This is a genomic window from Lentzea sp. NPDC055074, assembly GCF_053608005.1.
Genome location: NZ_JBSGUQ010000008.1, coordinates 134,516 through 154,224, shown reverse-complemented (window position 1 = coordinate 154,224; position 19,709 = coordinate 134,516). Strand labels below are relative to the sequence as shown.

18 protein-coding genes are annotated in these 19,709 nt (G+C 69.8%); 3 read left to right on the top strand and 15 right to left on the bottom strand.

Annotation, left to right across the window (positions count from 1 at the left end):
* Positions 1–79: 79 nt before the first annotated feature.
* Positions 80–1,732, bottom strand: coding sequence for a methyltransferase (locus ACWF7A_RS20375; RefSeq protein ID WP_452252018.1), 1,653 nt, complete (start codon positions 1,730–1,732; stop codon positions 80–82).
* Between the two features lie 19 nt (positions 1,733–1,751).
* Positions 1,752–2,927, bottom strand: coding sequence for a 4-hydroxybenzoate 3-monooxygenase (locus tag ACWF7A_RS20370; RefSeq protein WP_452252017.1), 1,176 nt, complete (start codon positions 2,925–2,927; stop codon positions 1,752–1,754).
* A 185-nt stretch (positions 2,928–3,112) separates the two neighbouring features.
* Between ACWF7A_RS20370 and ACWF7A_RS20365 the strand changes: the two genes are divergently transcribed.
* Genes ACWF7A_RS20365 through ACWF7A_RS20355 form a run of 3 tightly spaced genes read left to right on the top strand, consistent with a single transcriptional unit; the run spans position 3,113 to position 6,784 of the window.
* Entirely contained in the window at positions 3,113–4,117 is a 1,005-nt protein-coding gene (locus tag ACWF7A_RS20365) for a fatty acid desaturase family protein (protein ID WP_452252016.1), read from the top strand.
* A 51-nt stretch (positions 4,118–4,168) separates the two neighbouring features.
* The gene (locus ACWF7A_RS20360) at positions 4,169–6,031 is read left to right on the top strand and encodes a hypothetical protein (protein ID WP_452252015.1); all 1,863 of its coding nucleotides are present in this window, start codon (positions 4,169–4,171) and stop codon (positions 6,029–6,031) included.
* Between the two features lie 51 nt (positions 6,032–6,082).
* Complete coding sequence (locus ACWF7A_RS20355) at positions 6,083–6,784, top strand: SDR family NAD(P)-dependent oxidoreductase (protein WP_452252014.1); 702 nt, start codon at positions 6,083–6,085, stop codon at positions 6,782–6,784.
* Positions 6,785–6,787: 3 nt separating this feature from the next.
* Here the strand turns inward: ACWF7A_RS20355 and ACWF7A_RS20350 are convergent, their stop codons facing one another.
* The 13 genes from ACWF7A_RS20350 to ACWF7A_RS20290 form a co-directional block, all read right to left on the bottom strand.
* Complete coding sequence (locus tag ACWF7A_RS20350; RefSeq protein ID WP_452252013.1) at positions 6,788–7,966, bottom strand: cytochrome P450; 1,179 nt, start codon at positions 7,964–7,966, stop codon at positions 6,788–6,790.
* 33 nt (positions 7,967–7,999) lie between these two features.
* Entirely contained in the window at positions 8,000–8,782 is a 783-nt protein-coding gene (locus ACWF7A_RS20345; protein ID WP_452252012.1) for an ABC transporter permease, read from the bottom strand.
* Entirely contained in the window at positions 8,779–9,714 is a 936-nt protein-coding gene (locus ACWF7A_RS20340; protein ID WP_452252011.1) for an ATP-binding cassette domain-containing protein, read from the bottom strand. Before ACWF7A_RS20340 ends, ACWF7A_RS20345 begins: the two co-directional genes overlap by 4 nt.
* Positions 9,715–9,724: 10 nt before the next feature.
* The gene (locus tag ACWF7A_RS20335; RefSeq protein WP_452252010.1) at positions 9,725–10,567 is read right to left on the bottom strand and encodes a DUF4097 family beta strand repeat-containing protein; all 843 of its coding nucleotides are present in this window, start codon (positions 10,565–10,567) and stop codon (positions 9,725–9,727) included.
* 68 nt (positions 10,568–10,635) lie between these two features.
* On the bottom strand, positions 10,636–11,157 hold the full coding sequence (locus ACWF7A_RS20330) for a ribbon-helix-helix protein, CopG family (protein ID WP_452252009.1): 522 nt from the start codon (positions 11,155–11,157) through the stop codon (positions 10,636–10,638).
* An 89-nt stretch (positions 11,158–11,246) separates the two neighbouring features.
* Positions 11,247–12,032, bottom strand: coding sequence for a TIGR02452 family protein (locus ACWF7A_RS20325; protein ID WP_452252008.1), 786 nt, complete (start codon positions 12,030–12,032; stop codon positions 11,247–11,249).
* A 42-nt stretch (positions 12,033–12,074) separates the two neighbouring features.
* A complete protein-coding gene (locus ACWF7A_RS20320) occupies positions 12,075–13,058 on the bottom strand; it encodes a hypothetical protein (protein ID WP_452252007.1) in 984 nt (327 codons plus the stop codon).
* 52 nt (positions 13,059–13,110) lie between these two features.
* Entirely contained in the window at positions 13,111–13,539 is a 429-nt protein-coding gene (locus ACWF7A_RS20315; protein WP_452252006.1) for a hypothetical protein, read from the bottom strand.
* Between the two features lie 2 nt (positions 13,540–13,541).
* Positions 13,542–14,804, bottom strand: a complete 1,263-nt coding sequence (locus tag ACWF7A_RS20310) for an SLC13 family permease (RefSeq protein ID WP_452252005.1) — start codon at positions 14,802–14,804, stop codon at positions 13,542–13,544.
* 15 nt (positions 14,805–14,819) lie between these two features.
* Positions 14,820–15,275, bottom strand: a complete 456-nt coding sequence (locus ACWF7A_RS20305; protein WP_452252004.1) for a (2Fe-2S)-binding protein — start codon at positions 15,273–15,275, stop codon at positions 14,820–14,822.
* Positions 15,276–15,288: 13 nt separating this feature from the next.
* The gene (locus ACWF7A_RS20300) at positions 15,289–17,502 is read right to left on the bottom strand and encodes a molybdopterin cofactor-binding domain-containing protein (RefSeq protein WP_452252003.1); all 2,214 of its coding nucleotides are present in this window, start codon (positions 17,500–17,502) and stop codon (positions 15,289–15,291) included.
* A 119-nt stretch (positions 17,503–17,621) separates the two neighbouring features.
* A complete protein-coding gene (locus ACWF7A_RS20295; protein WP_452252189.1) occupies positions 17,622–18,059 on the bottom strand; it encodes a MarR family winged helix-turn-helix transcriptional regulator in 438 nt (145 codons plus the stop codon).
* A 46-nt stretch (positions 18,060–18,105) separates the two neighbouring features.
* Positions 18,106–19,623, bottom strand: a complete 1,518-nt coding sequence (locus tag ACWF7A_RS20290) for an ABC-F family ATP-binding cassette domain-containing protein (protein WP_452252002.1) — start codon at positions 19,621–19,623, stop codon at positions 18,106–18,108.
* Positions 19,624–19,709 lie beyond the last annotated feature (86 nt).

Genomic DNA, 19,709 nt, shown 5'->3' with positions numbered 1-19,709 from the left:
CCAGTACGAGGACGTGGGGGCGGCACCACGATGCACCCGTCTGACCGCGAATCCCCCGGCAACGTTCCGAGCCACACCACTAGACCAGGCGGGCGCGCATCACGTGCGCGTCCAACGGAAGCGTCTGGGTCTCGACGAGCTCGAACCCGGCCTCCGCGAGCAACGCGCGGTAGTGCGACTCCGTGCGCTCGCGGCCTCCGGTGTTGCACAACATGTGGATGTCCCAAGGGATCGCGAGGGAGTCCACCTCACCGGCCTCGGGCAGCAGCCGTTCGATCACCAGCAACTCGGCGTGGGCGGGCATGTTCCGCGCGCAGGTGGCCAGGATCGTGCGGCACTGCTCGTCGTCCCAGTCGTGCAGCACGCGGGACAGCAGGTAGACGTCACCGGTGTCCGGGACGGCCTGGGTGAAGTCGCCGGGCACCAGGCTGACGCGGTCCGCGAGGTCCGCGAGCCGGGGCTCGGCCGCGGCCAGGGCGTTCGGGAGGTCGAGCAGCACGCCCCTCAGCGCCGGGTTCGCGTGCAGGACACGGGAGAGCAGCTCGCCGTTGCCCCCGGCCACGTCGACGACCGTGCGGGCGGCGGAGAAGTCGATGACCTTGGTGACGCCGGTGAACATGGCGTTGCTCGCCGCCATGGAACCGTGGAACAGCTCCGCCAGCGCCGGATCCGTTGCCATGTGGGCGAAGTGGTGCGCGCCGAACGCCTTCGCGTACGACTCCTCACCACTGCGCACGGACTCGGTCAGCTCGGCGAACGAGCGGTAGAACGGGCCGCCGTACATCAGGGCGAGCGGGCGCATCGATCCCGTCAGGTCCGACCGCAGCAGCTCGCCGAGGTCGGTGAGGCCGTACCGCTCGCCGGAGACGTGGACGACGCCGAGTGAGGTGAGGTAGCGCAGAAGCCTTGCCAGGCTTTGGGTTTCGGTGCCGGTCGCCGACGCGAGGCCGTCGAGGTCCGGGATCGTCACGAGGTGGTCGAGCAGGTGGAGCTCGGCGGCCGTCGCGATGGCCTGCGTCGCCCACGCGCCCGTCAGCAGGCGCAGCAACTCCGTGCCGGCGCAGGACTCCCGCTGGTGGGTGGCCTGCAGCTGCGCGAACCGGCCCGTGGCGATCAGTTCCAGGCGGCGGAACGCGGGGTCGGCGCAGTGCGCGTCGCGGAAGTAGAAGACCGAGTTGTTCTCGTAGCGGTTGTACCCGCCGCCGTCGGAGCGCCGGACACCGGCGATCATCGTGCGCAACCCGCGCAGCAGCACCGGGTCCGGCCTGCGCACGGCCAGCGCCACGTGGTTCTCGTGCTCGTGGCGGCGTTCGTCCTCCGCGATGTGCGCCAGCTCCGGCGGCGTCACCATCACGAAGATCTCCAGCTCGCACGGCCAGCCGTTGCGGTCGGGCACGGGGGCGCGCAGGATGCCGACCTTCAGGTCCGCCACGGGCACCGAGTACCGGGCGCTCAGCCGTTCGCGGACGACGACGCTCGGGGTCATCGTGCCGACCTCGAGGCCGAGGCGGGCGAGCTCGTCCGTGAGGCCCACCAGGGTCTCCGGGAAGATGAGCAACGCCGCGTGGTCGAGAGCGGCGTGCCTGGTCACGGCGGCGCGCTGGTCGGCGGGCAGCGACGGCACCGCGGCGGCGAGCGCCGAGTGCGTGTCGTGCCTGCCGATGAGGGAGATCGCGGCGGTCAGCCGGCCGAGGTCGGCCGCGGCGATGATGCGGGTGGTGGTCGAGATCATGGTGACGGTTCCTGGTGGCTCAGATGCCGACGTAGTGCTCGGCGAAGAAGTTCTGGTGGGCGTGGCAGTCGCGCAGGCTGTGCAGCCGGGCGCGACGCAGAGCGCGGTGGAAGTCGTCGTCCTGGGTGTGGAGGAGATCGATCATCCAGCGGGAGAACTCCTGCGCCCGCCAGACGCGGGGCAGGCAGGTGCGCGAGTAGGCGGCCAGCGGCCGTTCGTCGTCGTGGCGCAGCGCGGAGACCAGCGCGGAGGCCAGGGTCTCGGCCTCCATGATCGCCAGGTTGGCCCCCTTGGCGGCGGACGGGCTGATCAGACCGGCCGCGTCGCCGACGAGGAACAGCCGCTCGTGCTGGATCTCCTCGACGACCTCGGACCGCAGCCGCACGATCCGCCGTTCGATGATGGGACCCTGCTTGAGCTGCCCGAACTCGTCGACGCGCATCCGGGTGTCGAGGGCGGTCCAGATCCGTTCGTCGGTCCAGGCCTCCGGGTCGTCGCCCGGCGGGACCTGCAGGTAGTACCGAGTCACCCCGGGGCTGCGGGCCATGTGACCCGCGAAGCCGTCGTCGTGGATCGCGTAGGTGACCGCCGCCATGCTCTGCGGTGCCTCGGCGAGCACCGCGAGCCAGCTGGCCCCGTGGTCCTGGCTGATGCGCTTGCCAGGTACCGCCTGCCGGGTCACCCCGTTGCCGCCGTCGCACCCGGCCAGGAACCGGCCGGTGACGGTGTTCTCGCCCCGCTCGTCCCGGCAACGGATCGTCGCGGTACCGGAGTCGACGCCGGTGACGGTGACACCGAAGCGGATCTCGCCGCCGCGGTCCAGGTACTCGGCGATCAGATCCGTCACGAGGTCCTGCTGCGGGTACACCGTGTGCACCTCGCCACGGCCGAGCCGCGAGTAGTCGAGCTCGAACTCCCCTTCCTCGCCACGGAAAGCGCACACGCCGTGCTTTCGTCCTTTGTGGAGCATTCCGGAACCGAGGCCGTGCTCGGTAAGCACCCGCGCGCTGTGGGGACCCAAAAAGCCTGCCCTGGCACGGGTCTGCACCTGTTCACGGCTTGCGCGTTCGACGACGAGAGTGTCGATCCCCTGCGCCTGCAACAAGTTGCCTAACACGAGCCCTGCCGGCCCCGCGCCCGCGATGAGCACGGTGGTGTGGTCGACCACGCCTTCTGGTCCTCTCTGCGGATCCATTTTCCGCAGCACTGGACAACAGCGGCAGGTGCGGGCGCGTGCGGCTCGCCGAAGATGAAGATCATGATCACTCCATCGTGTCCGAACGGAACGACGCGGTACCGGTACCGACGGGACCCGCATGGTTTGTAACGACTTCATCGGCCGTGCATGACTTAGTCGTCACCATCAGGCATTCTGCGCAAATGGCACTCCGTGAGGCGAGCGACTTCGCCCAGCTTTCCACCGAGATCAAGCAGGCCGGCCTGCTTGCCCGGCGGCGTGGTCACTACTTCACCAGAATCGGCGTGAACCTCGCGGTCTACGCGGGGGCGTGGGTGGCGTTCGCGCTGCTCGGCGACTCGTGGTGGCAGCTCGCGGTGGCGGTGGTGCTGGCGGCGATGACCACGCAGCTCGCGTTCATCGGCCACGACGCGGGGCACAAGCAGATCTTCGCCTCGCGCCGGTGGAACGAGATCACCGGCTACTTCCACAGCGGGCTGGTCGGCGTCAGCTACGGCTGGTGGAACGGCAAGCACAACCGCCACCACGCCAACCCGAACCACGAGGACGAGGACCCGGACGTCGACATCTCGGTGCTGGCGTTCACGCAACGGCAGGGCCTCGCCAAGCGCGGTCCGCTGCGGTGGATCGCCTCGCATCAGGCGTTCCTGTTCTTCCCCCTGCTGCTTCTCGAAGGCTTCGCCCTGCACTGGCACTCGATCCGCTACTCCGGCCGCGAGCGGTGGGTGATGATCGCGAACGTCGTGGTGTACCTCGGGGTCGTGTTCTGGGTGCTCTCCCCCGTGTACGCCGTCGCGTTCATCCTGGTGCACCAGGCCCTGTGGGGCTTCTACATGGGATGTTCCTTCGCTCCCAACCACAAGGGCATGCCGGTGCTGTCCGCCGGGCACACGCTCGACTTCCTGCGCAAGCAGGTGCTCACCTCGCGCAACATCCGCGGCAACTGGTTCACCGACATCCTGCTCGGCGGGCTGAACTACCAGATCGAGCACCACCTGTTCCCGAACATGCCCCGGCCGTCGTTGCGGCACGCGCAGGTGATCGTCCGCGACTTCTGCGAGCAGCGCGGGATCTCCTACGCGCAGTGCGGCCTGTTCCGCTCGTACGGTTACGTGCTGGAACACCTGCACGAGGTCGCGTCCTCGTTGTCCGAAAGTGGACAAAGGTCCGCCAAAACGCTCGCCTGACCCCCACGGCGCTGATTTCCTCGGTTCGGGAGACCGAACTGGGGAGTTCACATGCGCAGAAGGCTATTCGGCGTGCTCACGGCAGGTGTGGCGCTGGCTTTGGTGGCCGGCGGGCAGTCTGCCGCGGAGCCCGCCGCGGCACTGGTCCAGCCCGATCCGATGCTCGCCTTCCTTCCCGCGGAGGCGCGGGTCGACTGGGCCGCGGTGCACCGCGGCAGGGAGGCCCGCAAGCAGAACCGCGAGCAGGCCCGTGTGGCGGCGAAGAACGCGGGCCAGCCGTTGACCTACGCGGAGAAGGAGGCCGGGCAGGGCGCGAACGACGCGCCCTCGAAGGCCGAGCACGTCGCCGGGTTCGGGACCGGCAGGGGCAAGAACCCGAAGCTCACGCTCATCGGTGACCTCGCCGGTGACCCGACGACACCCGTCGTGCCGCCGTTCGCCGAGACCAACGACGCCATCCCGCTCGCGAACGCCGTCGGCACGCCCCTGCGGACCAGCGGTCAGATCGGCGACGGCCCGTACGGCAGCGGTGGCGACGGCAGCGGCGACCACGACTTCTACAAGCTGAGCGGCGGCCAGGAGGGCAAGTCCGTCATCGTCACGACGGACACCCCGACGGGCGACCTGGACACGTTGCTCGCCGCGTTCGACCCGGCAGGGCAACTGCTGGCGCAGCACGACAACCTCGCGGGCACCACGGACAGCAGGCTGCAGGTCCGCGTCCCCGCCGGCCAGGACGTGTACGTCATGGTCGCCGCGGCCGGTCCTGGCGGCATCCCGGCCGACCCCCTCAAGCCCGGCACCGGCAAGCGCGTGCTCACCGAGGGCGCCTACGACCTGACCTTCACGTCCGGCACCGGCCAGGTGGACAGGGACTACTTCTCCGTCGACCTGAAGGCCGGCGACGTGCTCGGCGCGTCGGCGGCGGGAGCGGCGACCAGGGTGGTCGTCCACGACCCGGCCGGACGCGAGGTCTTCGGTTCGTCGCAGGACTTCAGCTTCCTGTACGCCGAGAACTCGCCGATGCCCGCCGGTGGCAACGCCGTCGCGGACTTCGTGGCACCGAGGGACGGCCGCTACACCGTGGGCGCCGAGAACGGTGACGGCCGCTACGACGTCACGGTCGAGGCCTACCGTCCGGGCTCGGAGCTCAACCAGCGGCCCGAGGTCCTGACGATCTTCCTCGACTTCGACGGCGCCCGCGTCAACACCCGGATCTTCAGCTCCGATCCCTCCGCAGGCAACAAGGACCTCTCGCCGTTGAAGAAGTTCCTGCCCGGCTGGGGACTCTCCGACGCCGACGAGAACGCCGTGATCGACGGCGTGGTCGCTACCACGCGCGAGAACATCGAGAAGGACCTCGCCGCCAAGGGCACCAACAAGCGGTTCGCCGTGCGGATCCTGAACAGCCGCGACCACGCCGACCCGTGGGGTCAGCGCAACGTCAGCCGGGTGGTCGTCGGCGGCTCGATCGCCGAGTCCGGCATCCAGACCGTCGGCATCGCGCAGTCGATCGACGCGGGCAACTTCGGCAAGGAGGAGACCGCCCTGGTGCTGCTCGACATCCTCAGCGCCCCCTCCGCCCAGACCGGGACGTCGCTGAACCGCTACCTCACCCCGGCCAGCGACAAGATCGCGTTCATCGGCCGGGCGATCGGCAACATCACCGCGCACGAGGCCGGGCACATGTCGGGAAGCTGGCACCAGGACCAGTTCAACGCGCTGGACGCCATCATGGACCAGGGCGGCAACCCGAAGGGCATGTTCGGCGTGGGCCCGGACGCCGTCGGTGGCACGGCCGACGACGTCGACGTCGACTTCCACGAGGACGTCCTCAACCCCAACGAAGGCTTCACCGGGATCGAGGACTCCCTCAACCGCACCGCGTGGGCGTACGTCCGGGGCGCCAACTGACGGTCCGATTCCCGCCAGACCCCCGCACGTGGTTCCAGCAGGCTGAACGGCATGGGATCACTTGCAGGGAAAGCGGCTCTCGTCACCGGCGGGAGCCGCGGCATCGGGGCCGCGGTCGCCGAGAAGCTCACCGCTCTCGGCGCCCACGTCGCCGTCACGTACCAGAACACCAAGCCGGACAACGGTTTCGCCATCCGGGCCGACAGCGCCGACCCGGACGCCGTCGTGGCCGCGGTCGAGGAGACCGCGGTCCACTTCGGACGGCTCGACGTGCTGGTGAACAACGCGGGCGTCTTCCAGGTCGGCCCTCTGGAGGAAATCGGCCGGGAGGAGTTCGACCACACGATGGCCGTGAACGTGCGCGCACCGTTCCTCGCTGCCCGTGCGGCGGCGAAGCACATGCACGAAGGCGGCCGGATCATCAGCATCGGAAGCAATGTCGCCGTGTACGCGCCGTTTCCGGGCTTCGCGTTGTACTCCGCCAGCAAGACAGCGCTGATCGGCATGACGAAAGGACTTGCGCGCGAGCTGGGCCCGTTGGGCATCACGGCCAACGTGGTGAACCCGGGACCCACGGACACCGACATGAACCCGGCCGACGGGCCGATGTCGGACACGATTCGCGGACTGACCGCGTTGGGGCGCTACGGACGGCCGGCGGAGATCGCCGAGGTCGTCGCGGCTCTGGCTGGAGAGGCCGGTGCGTACGTCACCGGCGCCAGCATCAACGTCGACGGTGGGTTCACCGTCTGACGGCTACGCCCAGGTGACGGGCAGGGCGTGGACGCCGTAGATGTTCATGTCGGTCCTGAGCTTCACTTCCCGGGCCGGAACGGCGAGTTCCAGCGCGGGGAAGCGGCGCAGCAGTCCCTCGAACCCGGCGCGCATCTCGATGCGGGCCAGCTGCTGACCGAGGCACTGGTGCACGCCGTGCCCGAACGCCAGGTGGCCGCGGGCGTTGCGGTGCACGTCGAGCTCGTCGGCGTGCTCGTAACGCTCCGGGTCGTGGTTGCCCGCCAGGAGCGACAGCACGACCATCGAACCCTCGCGGATCGTCTCGCCGAAGAACTCGATGTCCTCTGCCGCGTAACGGAAGAAGATGTCGGCGACGGCCAGGTAGCGCAGCAGTTCCTCGACCGCGTCGGGGATCAGCGACGGGTCCGAGCGCAGTGCCTCCAGCTGTTCCGGGTGCTCCAGCAACGCGAAGGTGCCCAGCGCCAGCATGTTCGCGGTCGTCTCGTGGCCCGCGAGCAGCAGCAGGAACGCCATTCCGACCAGTTCCTCGATGCTGAGGTCCTCGTCGCGGGCGAGGTCGGACAGCAGGTCGTCACCCGGTTCGGCGCGCTTGCCGACGGCCAGTTCGACCAGGTAGTTGTTGATGGCCATGTACGCGGCCATCTTGTCCTCCAGGTTCACCTGCCGTTCCATGAACTTGGAGGAGTTGTGCTGGAACGTGTCCCTGTCGGCGTACGGCACACCGAGGATCTCGCAGATCACCAGTGACGGCACCGGAAGCGCGAACTCCTTCACGAGGTCGACCGGCGGCGTGAGCTTCGCGAGCTCGTCCAGCTGCCGTTCGGTGATCTCGATGATGCCCTCTTCCAGGGCCTTCATCCGCTTGACGGTGAACGCTCCGGTGAGCTTGCGCCGCAGCCGGGTGTGGTCCGGCGGGTCCATGGCGATGAACAGGCCCGGCGTCTGCGGGACCGGCTCGGTCATCTCCGGCATGCCGGGCGTCGGGAACGGCACGTGGATGATGCCGAGGTCCTGCCGGCTGCTGAACCTGGTGTCCGCCAACGCCTGCCGCACGGCTTCGTAGCCGCTGACCAGCCAGCCCTCGTGGCCGTCGGGGAAGAGCATCGGGCTGACCGGGCGGGTCGCGCGCACCGCGGTGATCCTGCTGGGAGGATCGAACGGGGTGACGTCGCGGTCCATGGGTAAACCTTGCAACATGATCGGTGTTCTCCTTCAGCGGGTGGATTCGCGGTTGAAGAGCTTCTTGGACCAGAGGTAGCCGCCGAACCCGATGACGACGCACCAGGCGAAGGCGATGTAACCGCTGTTGCCGATCGACGTGCCCATCAGCAAACCGCGCAGGGCGTCGATGAACGGGGTGAACGGCTGATATTCGGCGAACCAGCGCAACACGGTCGGCATCGAGTCGGTGGGCACGAAACCGTTGCCGAAGAACGGGAGCAGGATCAGCGGCAGGCCGACGTTGCTCGACGACTCGACGGACTTGCTGGCGAGGCCCAGTGCGGCGGACAGCCAGATCATCGCGAACGACATCGCGATCAGCAGACCGGCCAGCGCGAGCCAGTCGAGTGCGCTCGCCTGCGGCCGGAACCCGATCGCGACGGCGACACCGAAGACGACCGACATGGCGAGGACGGTCTGGACGAGGCTGCCGACCACGTGTCCGGTGAGGACGGACACCCGCGCGATCGCCATGGTGCGGAAGCGGTCGACGATGCCCTCGGTCATGTCCATCGCGATGGAGATGCTCGTGCCCTGCACCGCGGCGGTGATCGACATCAGGACGATCGTCGGCGTCACGTAGTTGAGGTACTCGGCTCTGCCTCCGCTCGGCCCGCCCAGGCCGGCACCGAGGGTGCCGCCGAAGACGTAGACGAACAGCAGCAGGAAGACGACCGGCATGATCAGGAGCTGGAACGTCAGCGACGGGTAGCGGATCATCCGCGTGAGGTTGCGGCGCACCATCGTCGCCGAGTCGGTCAGTGCGTAGGTCATGGCTGGGTCACCTTTTCGGGATTTCCGGTGAGGGCGAGGAAGACGTCGTCGAGGTCGGGCGTGTGCGTGCTGAGCGACTCGACGGCGACCGCGTTCTCGTCGAGCCGGTCGAGCAGGGCCTTGAGCGAGCGGACGCTGCCGTCGCTCGGCACCCGCAGCGCGAGCGCCTCACCGTCACGCGAGGCCTCGCCGATGATCCGCGTGGCGGACTCCAGGTCGCGCAGGTCGGTGAACTGCAGCAGGACGTGACCGCCGGGCATGCGGCGCTTGAGCTCGTCCGCGGTGCCCTCGGCGACGATCCTGCCGTGGTCCAGCACCGCGATCCGGTCGGCGAGCTCGTCGGCCTCCTCCAGGTACTGGGTGGTGAGGAAGATCGTGACGCCGCTCGCGACCAGGTCCCGCACGATCTGCCACATGGTGCGGCGGCTGCGCGGGTCGAGGCCGGTGGTCGGCTCGTCCAGGAAGATCACCTGCGGCGACCCGACCAGCGTCATCGCGAGGTCGAGCCGGCGCCGCATGCCGCCCGAGTAGGTCGACGCGGACTTGTCAGCCGCGTCCACCAGGTCGAACTGCTCCAGCAGCTGCTCGACCCTGCCCCTGCCCTCGGCCTTGCCGAGGTGGTGCAGGTCGGCCATGAGCTTCAGGTTCTCGCGGCCCGTCATCAGGTTGTCGACGGCGGAGAACTGGCCGGTGACACCGATGGCGGCGCGCACGGCGTCGGGGTCGCCCGCCACGTCGTGACCGGCGACGGACGCGCTGCCGCCGCCCGCCCGGATCAACGTGGACAGGATCTTCACAGTGGTGGTCTTGCCGGCGCCGTTCGCGCCGAGCAACGAGAAGACGGTGCCGCGCTGGACCTTCAGGTCCGCGCCTTTGAGCACCTCGTTGTCGCCGTAGGAGCGGCGCAGGCCGGTTGCCTCGATCGCGTACATGGAGTTCCCCTCAGGCACGGCGGACGGAGATGTCGCCGAAGGACGTGTGGGCGGTGACCTTGACGGTCTGCGTGGAGTTGCCGGGGCCGTCGCTCCCGTCGAGCGTGTTGGTGACGCGGCCGAACGACGTCTTGGCGTCGATCCACGCGGCGGTGCCCTGGGCGATCCCGATCTCGATGCCGCCCATGGCGGTGTTCAGCGTGACGGTGTCGCTGACGACCTCGGCCACCTCGATGGAGCCCATCGCGGTCCGGGCCTCCACGAACGCGCCGGCACGTTCGACGTTGATGTCGCCGTTGGCCGAACGGGCCCGCAGCTGGCCCTCGACCGCGCCGACGTCGATGTGGCCGTTGGAGTTCTTGACGACCAGCGAGCCCTGGACCGTGCCGACGCGGATGTGGCCGCTGCCGGTCTTGACCTCGGCGTTGCCGATGACCGTGCCGATCTTGACCTGGCCCGCGCCCGTGTCGGCCCGCAGCTGGCCGGTGCGGTCGAGGTGGATGTTGCCCGCCGACAGGTCGACCTCGGTCTCGCCGAGCACCCCGGAGGTGCGGGCGCTGCCGGCCGTCACGTCCAGGTCCACCTTGGACCCGGCCGGCAGCTCGAGCACGATGTCGACGGACCTCGTCTTCCTGGAGAAGTCGAACGTCCTCTTCGGCCCGCGCACCATCAGCGTGCCGTCGGCGTAGTCGACCGTGGTCTTCCTCGCGGCCTCGACGTCCGAGGAGTCGGACGAGTCCGAGGGGCGCACGTCGACCACCGTGGTGGTGCGGTCGGACGCGACGACCTGGACGTGGCCCGCGTAGATGTCGAGCAGTACGGAAATCGGTTCCGGCGTGTCGTAAGAAGGCATGGCTGTCCCCTCAGAAGGTGTGGGTGGCGCATCCCCGCAGGTCGGGGCGATGTGATGAAAGACTGGGGTTAGCGGACCCAGCCGACGAAACGCTGCGATCCGGTGATGCTGCTCTCGATCGCCTCGGCGATGGTCTCGCGCTTCGGGCTCAGCTGAGCGGACGCGGCGCGCACGAGCCAGGCGTTGACCGAGCGGCCCTCCTTGGCGGCGGCCTCGTCGATCGCCGCCTTGAGAGGCTCGGGCAGGCGGACGTTGATGCGCACGGTGGTGCCGTCGTCGAAGCCGGCCGCCACGTCCTCGGCGGGCGCGGCGGGAGCGGGCTCCGGAGCGACGGCGGCCGGCTCCGGCGCCCGGCGCGTCACGACGAACTTCGGGTCACGGCCCCGCAGCAGCACCTGCACCGAGTCCGGTGCCAGGTCCGCGGTGATCTCGTCTGCGGCGGCGGACAGCGCTTCGAGCAGTGCCAGCCGGATCGCCGACTCCATCGTCACGGTCAACCGCTCGACCAGCGCACTCGCTTCGCCACCGCCGGTCTCGACGGCGGTCAGCAGCTCGCGACCGAGGGAAGCCACATACGGGGTCAGATCCATGGCATCACTATGGCACACGGTGGCACCACCAGCAAGCATTTCTGGCTCAGCTTGGCATCATTTTGGCTCAGCGCAGGTCAGGGATGGTGTCAGCCCAGCACGTCGGTGAACGCGCCCAGCGTCGGCGTGCCCTTCTGCCCGTCGAGCACCGCGAAGACGACGTGGTCGAAGTACCGGTTGTCCCTCAGCGCGAGCCCGAAGATCCGCGCGACGGTCGCGGGGTCGTTGCCGAAGACGCCGCAGCCCCAGGCGCCCAGCACCAGCCGGCGGTGGCCGTGCGACGCGGCGACGTGCAGCACGCGGATGGCACGCCGCAGCAACGCGAGCGGGATGTCGTCGGCGCGCTCCGGCTGGCTGCGCAGGATCGCGGACCGGTTCGGCGCCGCGGCGGTGAGGAACGAGACCTCGTAGGGCCGCGGCAGCAGCGCTCCCCTGTCGTCCTTGAACACCGGCACGCGCGGCGAGTAGATCACGCGGTCGCTGTACAGAAGGCTCTCGTGCGCGCGGTGGTACGCGTAGAACTCACCGGCGGCGCGCAGGCTCGGGTAGATCGCCGAACCACGGGCGATGCTCTCCTCCTGGGCCTGCGCGCCGTTGAGGAACCCACCTCCGGCGTTGCGCGCGGAGGCGAAGTTCAGCGCGGCGACGTCACCGCCGAGGCGGCGCGTGGCGTCCAAAGTGGACTCGTTGGTGACGTCGACGCGGGCCTCGCCGACCTCCAGGGGCAGCGACAGCACCTCGTCCGGCAGGTGGAGCCGGGTCCCCTCGACGGCGGGGGTCACGGCGATGGTGACCTCACCCGCCGGGGTGGAGTAGGAACCGCGCTCCGCGATGGCGACGGTGTCGTGGGCGATCGCTCGCAACCTTGCGCTCATGATGCCCCGAGTCTGGCGGCCGCCGCAGTGCGCGCCAAGCGGTTAAATCCGCGCGTACACCTCGGCGACGGCGCCGAACGCGGCCTTGGGCTCCCAGGTGCCGTCGTCGTAGACCTTCACGATGCCGGGACCCGCCATGTCGAGGTCGCGGTCCGGCTCGTCCGGCCGGTGCGGGTAGCCGGCCAGCGCGAACAGGTAGACGAACGCCGCGTCGACCCCCTCGGCCTCGAACGTCTCCAGCACCTCGCGCAGGTACGTGGCCTGCTCCTCCTCGTCGCGGACGTAGCCGGCCTTCACGCGGACCGGCAGCCCGGACTCGTCGTGCTCGACGATCTCCATGCTGCGCGGCGCCACGGCACCCGAACCGTGCCACGCGGCCGTGCCGAAGCCAGTGATGGCGACCGGTTTCCCCTGCGCCACCACGTTCCTGATGCTCTCGGCGTACACGCCGGCGACCTCGGCGGACCGGATCAGCTCGAAGGACTTGAAGTCGAACAGGTCCCAGTCCGGGTTCTCGAAAGGGATGCAGGCGTAGGTGAGCTTGCCGTGGAAGTGCTCCCGCACCACGCCGACGGCCTCGGCCAGGAACGCGTTGAGCTTCTCGCCCGCGGCCCGCATCCGTTCGGGCCGCCCCAGCAACTGACCCAGGCGGTCCAGGACGTCGTCTCCGGGCATGAAGCCGGAGTTCATGATGCTGAGCTCGACGCCGGTCACGAACACGACCTCGGCGTGCGCCCGGATCCGCTCGGCTCTCCTCGCGCAGTCGGCGAACAGGTCGAGGATCTCGGACGGCGTGAGCTCCAGCGGGTAGGGCGAGAACCAGATCTCCAACCCCAGTTCGGCGGCGATCCCCGCGGCCCGTTCGAGCCGTTCCGGATCACCTCCGACGAGGTGGACGGCGTTGCAGCGCAGGTCGTCCCTGATCGCGGTCAGGTCCCGCCTGACGTCGCCGAGATCGAACTTCTCCAGCGACATGTCCCCGTGGCGCACGAAACCGGTGTCGTACGCGATGCCTTTTGCTCGCATGGCCTCAGGCTATGCGAGAAAATTGCGCGCACGCAAGTTTGCGTCTAGGCAGTTATGTCGGCCAGACCAGGAGCACCGGGCAGGTCGCGTGGTCGACGACGAACCGGGTCGCCGGGCCGAGGCTGCGCGGACCGGCGTGGCTCACGTCGCCGTCCCGGCAGAGGACCAGCAACGACGCTTCCCGCACCGCCGCGACGACTTCGTGCTCGACCCGGCCGACGCGCGCCTCCTTCGCGCACGGCCGCCCGAGGCGTTCGGCGGCCGCGTCCAGGAGGTGCGTGGCGTGGTCTGCGGCGAGGTCGTCGAGGCGCGTGCCGGGGTCGAGCGAGGAGTGCCTGCCGAACAGCCCGGCGAACGCGCCGTGAGCTGCCCCGGCCACGTCGCTGACGTGCAGCAGTAGGAAGTCCTCACCGCCGTGGGCGCGGGCGGCGTCGACGCAGTCCTGCCAGGTGTCGTCGGCGATCCACACGACCACCGTCATGGTCATCCTCCGATCAGCTGAAGGGACGCCCACAGTGCCACGACGGCGCCGAGGAGGGTGGCAGGCACGGCGAGCAGGCCGAGCTTCGTGAACTCCGGCAGGTGCACCTCGGTGTCGTGGTCGTGCACGATCCGCCGCCACAGCAACGTCGCGAGCGAGCCGGCGTAGGTGAGGTTCGGGCCGAGGTTCACGCCCAGCAGCACCGCCAGCACCACCCCCGGCCCCATCGGTGCGACCAGCGGCAGCAGCACGAGCACCGCGGGCAGGTTGTTGATCACGTTGGCGAGCACCGCGGCGACCGCGGCCACCCCGAGCAGCGCCAGCAGGCCGGTGCCGTCCGGGATCGCGAGCTTCAGCACGTCGTCCAGGCCGTTGTCGACCACCGCCCGCACCACGATGCCCAGGCCGAGCACGAACGCGAGGAACGGCAGCGACGCCGACCGCACGACCTTGACCACCGACGTGCGGCGCCGGACGAGCGCCCGCACGGCCATCGCGACCGCACCCGCGCAGGCAGCCCAGGCCGGGTCGACGCCGGTGGCGGACGCGACGACGAACCCGACGAGCGTCAGCCCGACGGTGGCCAGTGCGAACACCGGCAGCTCCTGCGGCGGCTGCTCCCGGGGCGCGTGCACCGGCGCGTCGAGGTCGGTGCGGAAGAACCGCCGGAACACCAGGTACTCCACGCCGATCGCCACGACCCACGGCAACGCCATCAGCGCCGCGAACCGCGTGAAGCTCAGCCCGCTCGAGGCGAACGCGAGCAGGTTCGTCAGGTTCGACACCGGCAGCAGCAGTGACGCGCTGTTGGACAGGTGCGTGCACGCGTAGACGTGCGGCTTCGGCCGGACCCCGAGCTGCGCGGCCGTCGCGAACACCACCGGCGTCAGCAGCACGACCGTCGCGTCGAGACTCAGCACCGCCGTCGTCACCGAGGCCGTGACGAACACCCCGCCGAGCAACCTCCGCGGCCTGCCCCCGGACGCACGCGCCATCCACGTGCCGCAGGCGTGGAAGAGCCCATCGTCGTCGCAGAGCTGGGCGAGCACGAGGATCGCGGCCAGGAACCCGATCACGGGCCCCAGCCGTACCGCCTCGTCCACGACGTGGTCGAGCGGCAACGCCCCGGCCAGCACGACGACGACGGCCGCCGGGACCGCCACCGCCGCCTCGGGCCAGCCCCACGGTCGGACGACCGCGCAGACGAGCACGGCGACCAGCAGCACGACGGACAGCGCCAGCACGGGTTCCTCCTGCGCCGGCACGCATCCGGCTGACTCCTACATCTTGGCCGCCGCCGACTTTATGGCCTGCCTGATGCGGAAGTAGGTACCGCAACGGCACACGTTCGCGATCCGGTCGATGTCCTCGTCCGAAATCTCCTTCTTCGTCCGGAGCAACGCCGCGGCGGCCATGATCTGGCCCGGCTGGCAGTAGCCGCACTGCGCGACGTCCTGCTCCAGCCAGGCCTCCTGGACGGGGTGCAGGTCGTCACCGGAAGCCAGCCCCTCGATCGTGGTGACCTCCTGGCCCGAGCACTCCGCGACCGGGGTGACGCACGGCTGGATCTCCGCGCCGTTGAGGGGGGACGTGCAGGCGCGGCAGACACCGATGCCGCAGCCGAACTTCGGGCCGCGCACGCCGAGCTTGTCGCGCAGCACCCAGAGCAGGGCCATGTCGGCGGGAGCCTCGACGGTGACCGGCTTCCCGTTGACGATCATGGTGTAGGTAGGCACAGCTGACGCTCCTTCAGCGCGGGAACGGCTCGAAGTCGACCGGGAAGATGATCGGGAAGCTCGTCGGCACCACACCGGTCGCCCGCGCGTAGGCGTTGGCGATCGCGCCGACCGCGGCCGGCACACCCAGCTCTCCCGCGCCGCCCGGTTCACCGGTCGCCGGCATCACGTGGATCTTCACGTCGAGCGGCGCGTCCTTCTGGCGGGCGTAGTGGAACTGCGAGAACGAACCCTCCAGCGGCAGGCCCTTGTCGATGTGCAGACCGGCGCGCAGCGTGGTGGAGATGGCGTCGGTCAGGCCGCCGAGCATCTGCGCCTCCAGACCGCGCGGGTTGATCGGACGGCCGACGTCGACCGCGATCGTCGCCTTGACCACGCGCGGGTTCTTCGGGTCGCGCGCGTCGATCTCGACCAGGCAGGCCGTGCACGACTTGTACTCGTCGTGGAAGGCGACGCCCTGCGCGAAGCCCTTGGGCATCGCGCGACCCCACTGGCCCTCCTCCACGACCTTGTTGAGCACGGCGCGCTGGCGGGCGGTCTTGAGGTACTCGCGGCGGAACGCGACGGGGTCCTTGCCCATCTTCTTCGCGAGCTGGTCGACCAGGACCTCTTCCGCACCACGGGTGTTCGCCGAGTACACCGACCGCCACGAGCCGGTGTGCATGCGCAGCGGCACCTCGTTGAGCAACGAGGTCACGACGCCGAAGTTGTACGGCACCTTGCACGTCGTGAGGAACACCGTCTGCGCGAACGACAGGTTGCCCGCGACGGGCAGCGACGCGGCCGTGGCGGTGAGGATCTCACCCAGGCCGTGCCGGAAGTCGGTCTCGACGGACGCCACGCGGTGCTCGAACGTCAGCACGTTGCCGAGCGCGAACGTCGCCCGCAGCTTGTGGTGGCTGGCGGCGCGCGCACGGCCGTGGCGCATGTCGTCCTTGCGGTCCCACATGAGCTTCACCGGGCGCCGCAGGGCTTTCGAGATCTGTGCGGCCTCGATCGCGGCGTCGAAGAAGAGCCTGCGCCCGAACGAGCCGCCGCCCTGCGTCACGTGGACCGTCACCGCCGACTCGGGCAGTCCGACGGCCGCCGCGATGGTCTGCCGCGCCACGATCGGCGACTTCAGCCCGGCCCAGATCTCGGCGCGGTCGTCCCGGACGTCCGCGATCGCCGAGTTCGTCTCCATCGGAGCGTGGCTGACGAACGCGAAGTCGAACTCCATGTCGACGTGCTGGGTCAGCAGCGGCGGCACCACGAACGGCAGCGCGGCGGCCTGCAGCTCGGCGCGGATGTCCTTGTCCGACAACGCGTCGATCGTGCCGGCGTTCCAGGTGACCTTCAAGGCGTCCCGTGCGGCCATGGCCTGCCCGAACGTCTCCGCGACGACCGCGACACCCGTGGGCACGACGCCGATCGCGAGCACCCCGGGCATCGCCTTCGCGGCCGCCGAGTCGACGGACCTGACCGAGCCGTTGATCGTCGGCGGCCGGCGCACGACCGTCGGCATCGCGCCCGGCACGTCGTGGTCGAGCGTGTACTCGAACTGGCCGGTGACCATCGCGCGGGCGTCGATGCGCGACTGCGGCGTGCCGATCAGCCGGTGCTCGCTCGCCGGTTTCGGTTGCGCGGCGAACACTCCGGTCAGTTGTGCCGCGGCCGACGTCAGCAGTCCGTACAGGATCGGCCGCCCGTCCGGCAGGATCACCGCACCGTCCCTCGTGGACAGTCGCTCGACCGCCACGCCGTGCCGCTTCGCCGCCGCCGCGAGCAGCCGGGCCCGTGCGGCCGCCGCCGCCTGACGGACCGGGCCGTACACCGACCGCATCGTGTTGGAACCGCCCGTGAGCTGGTTCATCAGCAGCTCGGGCCGCGCGTCCGCGAGCGTGACGCGGACCTTGTCGAGCGGCAGGTCCAGCTCCTCCGCGACGAGCATCGCGCAGGCCGTCGTGATGCCCTGACCGACCTCGGCGCGGGGCAGGTCGAGGGTGACGACGCCGTCCTCCCCGACGCTGAGCACGGCGAGCGCGCCCGCGGTCGGGGTGCCGGCCAGGATCAGGACGTCGCCGAGATCGAGGATCTCGGCCGGTTGCGGCAGCGTCGGGATGACGGCCTCGGCCGTGCCGGGAACCGCGACGGTGAGCACCGGCGCGGCCACCAGGAACGTGAGGAACCGCCGACGACGAACCGGTGCCCCGGCTGCAGGGACCGGGACTTCGTTGTCACAGGTCATGTACTCGTCAACGACATCCGGTGGGCACGGGTACGACCGTCAGCCGAATGGGTGCACGACCGAACGGCGCATCGCCGCACCTGCGCCGTTGCCAGGGGAGATCCGCCGTACCTGCTGGCCTAGTCGGTCGGTGCGAGCCGGTGTTTCAGCACCGGTTCGGCGCCCCCGGTCGCCACCAGGACGCTGACGAGCGCGCGTTTGACCTCGTCGTTGCCGTGCACGTCCAGCTCGCGCCGGAGCCGTTGGCTGTCCTCGACCAGGCGCCTGCCGCGGCTGGTCAGCTGGGCGCGCCGGATCCGGCCGTCCACGCGGTCCGGCACGCGCTTGACGTACCCGAGGCTCTCCAGCTCCAGCAGCTGCTTCGACGCGGCCTGCTGGGTGACGCCGAGCAGCTCGCCCAGCTCCCCCACCTTCGGCTCCCCGTCGACGAGCTGCTGGATCACGTAGCCGTGCGACATCCGCACGCCCTTGTGCCCGATCTCGTGCAGCTGCTTGAGAATCGAGTCGTTCGCGGAGCGGCCCGCGAGGTAGGCGAGCGTCCCGAGGTCGATGTCCATCAGGTCCACGACGCGAATCCTGACATTGCCAACCACGGTTGTACAACTATGGTTGTGAGTACGGGTCCAATCGAAGCTCCTCCCCTCGCCACCGCTGCCGCAGCAGCCGGTCGTGCGACGCCACCACGACCGCGCCCGGATAGTCCGCGAGCGCGGCCTCGAGCTCCTCCACCAGCGCGAGCGACAGGTGGTTGGTCGGCTCATCCAGCAGCAGCACACCGGACTCCCGGCTCAGCAACCGGGCGAGCGCGAGCCGCCGCCGCTGGCCGACGGACAACGCGCCGACGGGCGTCGCGAAGTCCTCCCTGTGCAGCAGGCCCAGTGCTTCGAGTTCGTCCGCGCTTCCACCGAACGCCTTCAGGACCGTCTGCTTCGGTTCGTGCACAACGGTTTCCTGCGGCAGGTAGCCGATCTCGCCGTGGCGGGTGACCGTGCCGCGCCGCGGTTCGCGCACACCCGCCAGCACGTCGAGCAACGTCGACTTGCCGGCGCCGTTCGGCCCGGTCACCAGCACCCGTTGCCCCGCCTCGACCCTCAGCTCGCCGAACTCGAGCACCAGGCCCTCCCGAGCCACGCCGAGCGGGGCGTTGAGCCGCAACGGTTCCGGCGGCCTGGGCACCGGATCGGCCCGCAGCCGCTCCAGCCGTTCGGACGCGCTGCGCACCCGCGTCCTGATCGACGCCTGCACGCGCCGTCCGTCGCCGTTGTACTTGCACTTGTTGTGGTCGGGGATCGGACGGCCCGGCGCGACCCGGTGTGCCGTCGTGCCGCGCCACTCGGTCCAGTGCCCGATCTCGCCGACCCACTCCGCGTAGGCCTGCTCCCACCGTTGCCGCGCCGCCCTCTTCTCGGCGACGTAGCCCGCGTAACCGTTGCCGTAGCGGGTGATCGACCGGTTCTCGATCTCGACGACCGCGGTGGTCACCCGTTCCAGCAAGAGCCGGTCGTGCGTCACCACGACCACCGTTCCCCGGTGCCGCCGGAGCCTCGTCTCCAGCCAGGCCAGCGCCTGGTCGTCGAGGTGGTTGGTGGGTTCGTCGAGCAGCAGCAGCTCCGGTTCGGCCGACAGCACGCCCGCGAGCGCCAGCCGGGCCCGTTCGCCGCCGGACAACGTGCCGAGCGCGCGTTCACGACCGACGGTGAGACCAAGCGCGGACATCGCGGCCTCGACCCGTGCGTCGGCCGAGTAGCCGTCGCGCAGTTCGAACGCGGTCAGCAACTCGCCGAGCTCGTCGAGACGTTCGTGTTCCGCCGCGGCCGCGATCTGCTGCTCCAGCAGGCGGATCTCGACGAGAGCGGCGTCGATCGCGTCGCCGACCGTCGCCTCGGAGGGCAGGTCGAGCACCTGCCCGAGGTAGCCGACGCCCTGCGCCACCACGGTGATCTCACCGTCGTCCGGCACGTCCTGCCCGGCGACCAGCCGCAGCAGCGTCGACTTGCCCGACCCGTTCTCGCCGACCACGCCGAGCCTCTCGCCCGGCCGGACCGTCAGGGACACGTCGTCGAGCACGCGCTTGAAAGCGTAGCTCCTGGTGATCTTCTTGATCGTCAACTGAGCTGACATGAGGGACCCCCACACCGCCGAAGGAAACCGGACGCGCTGGAAACGGGGTCAGAGGATCACCTAACTGATGTTGCCATACAGCGTAC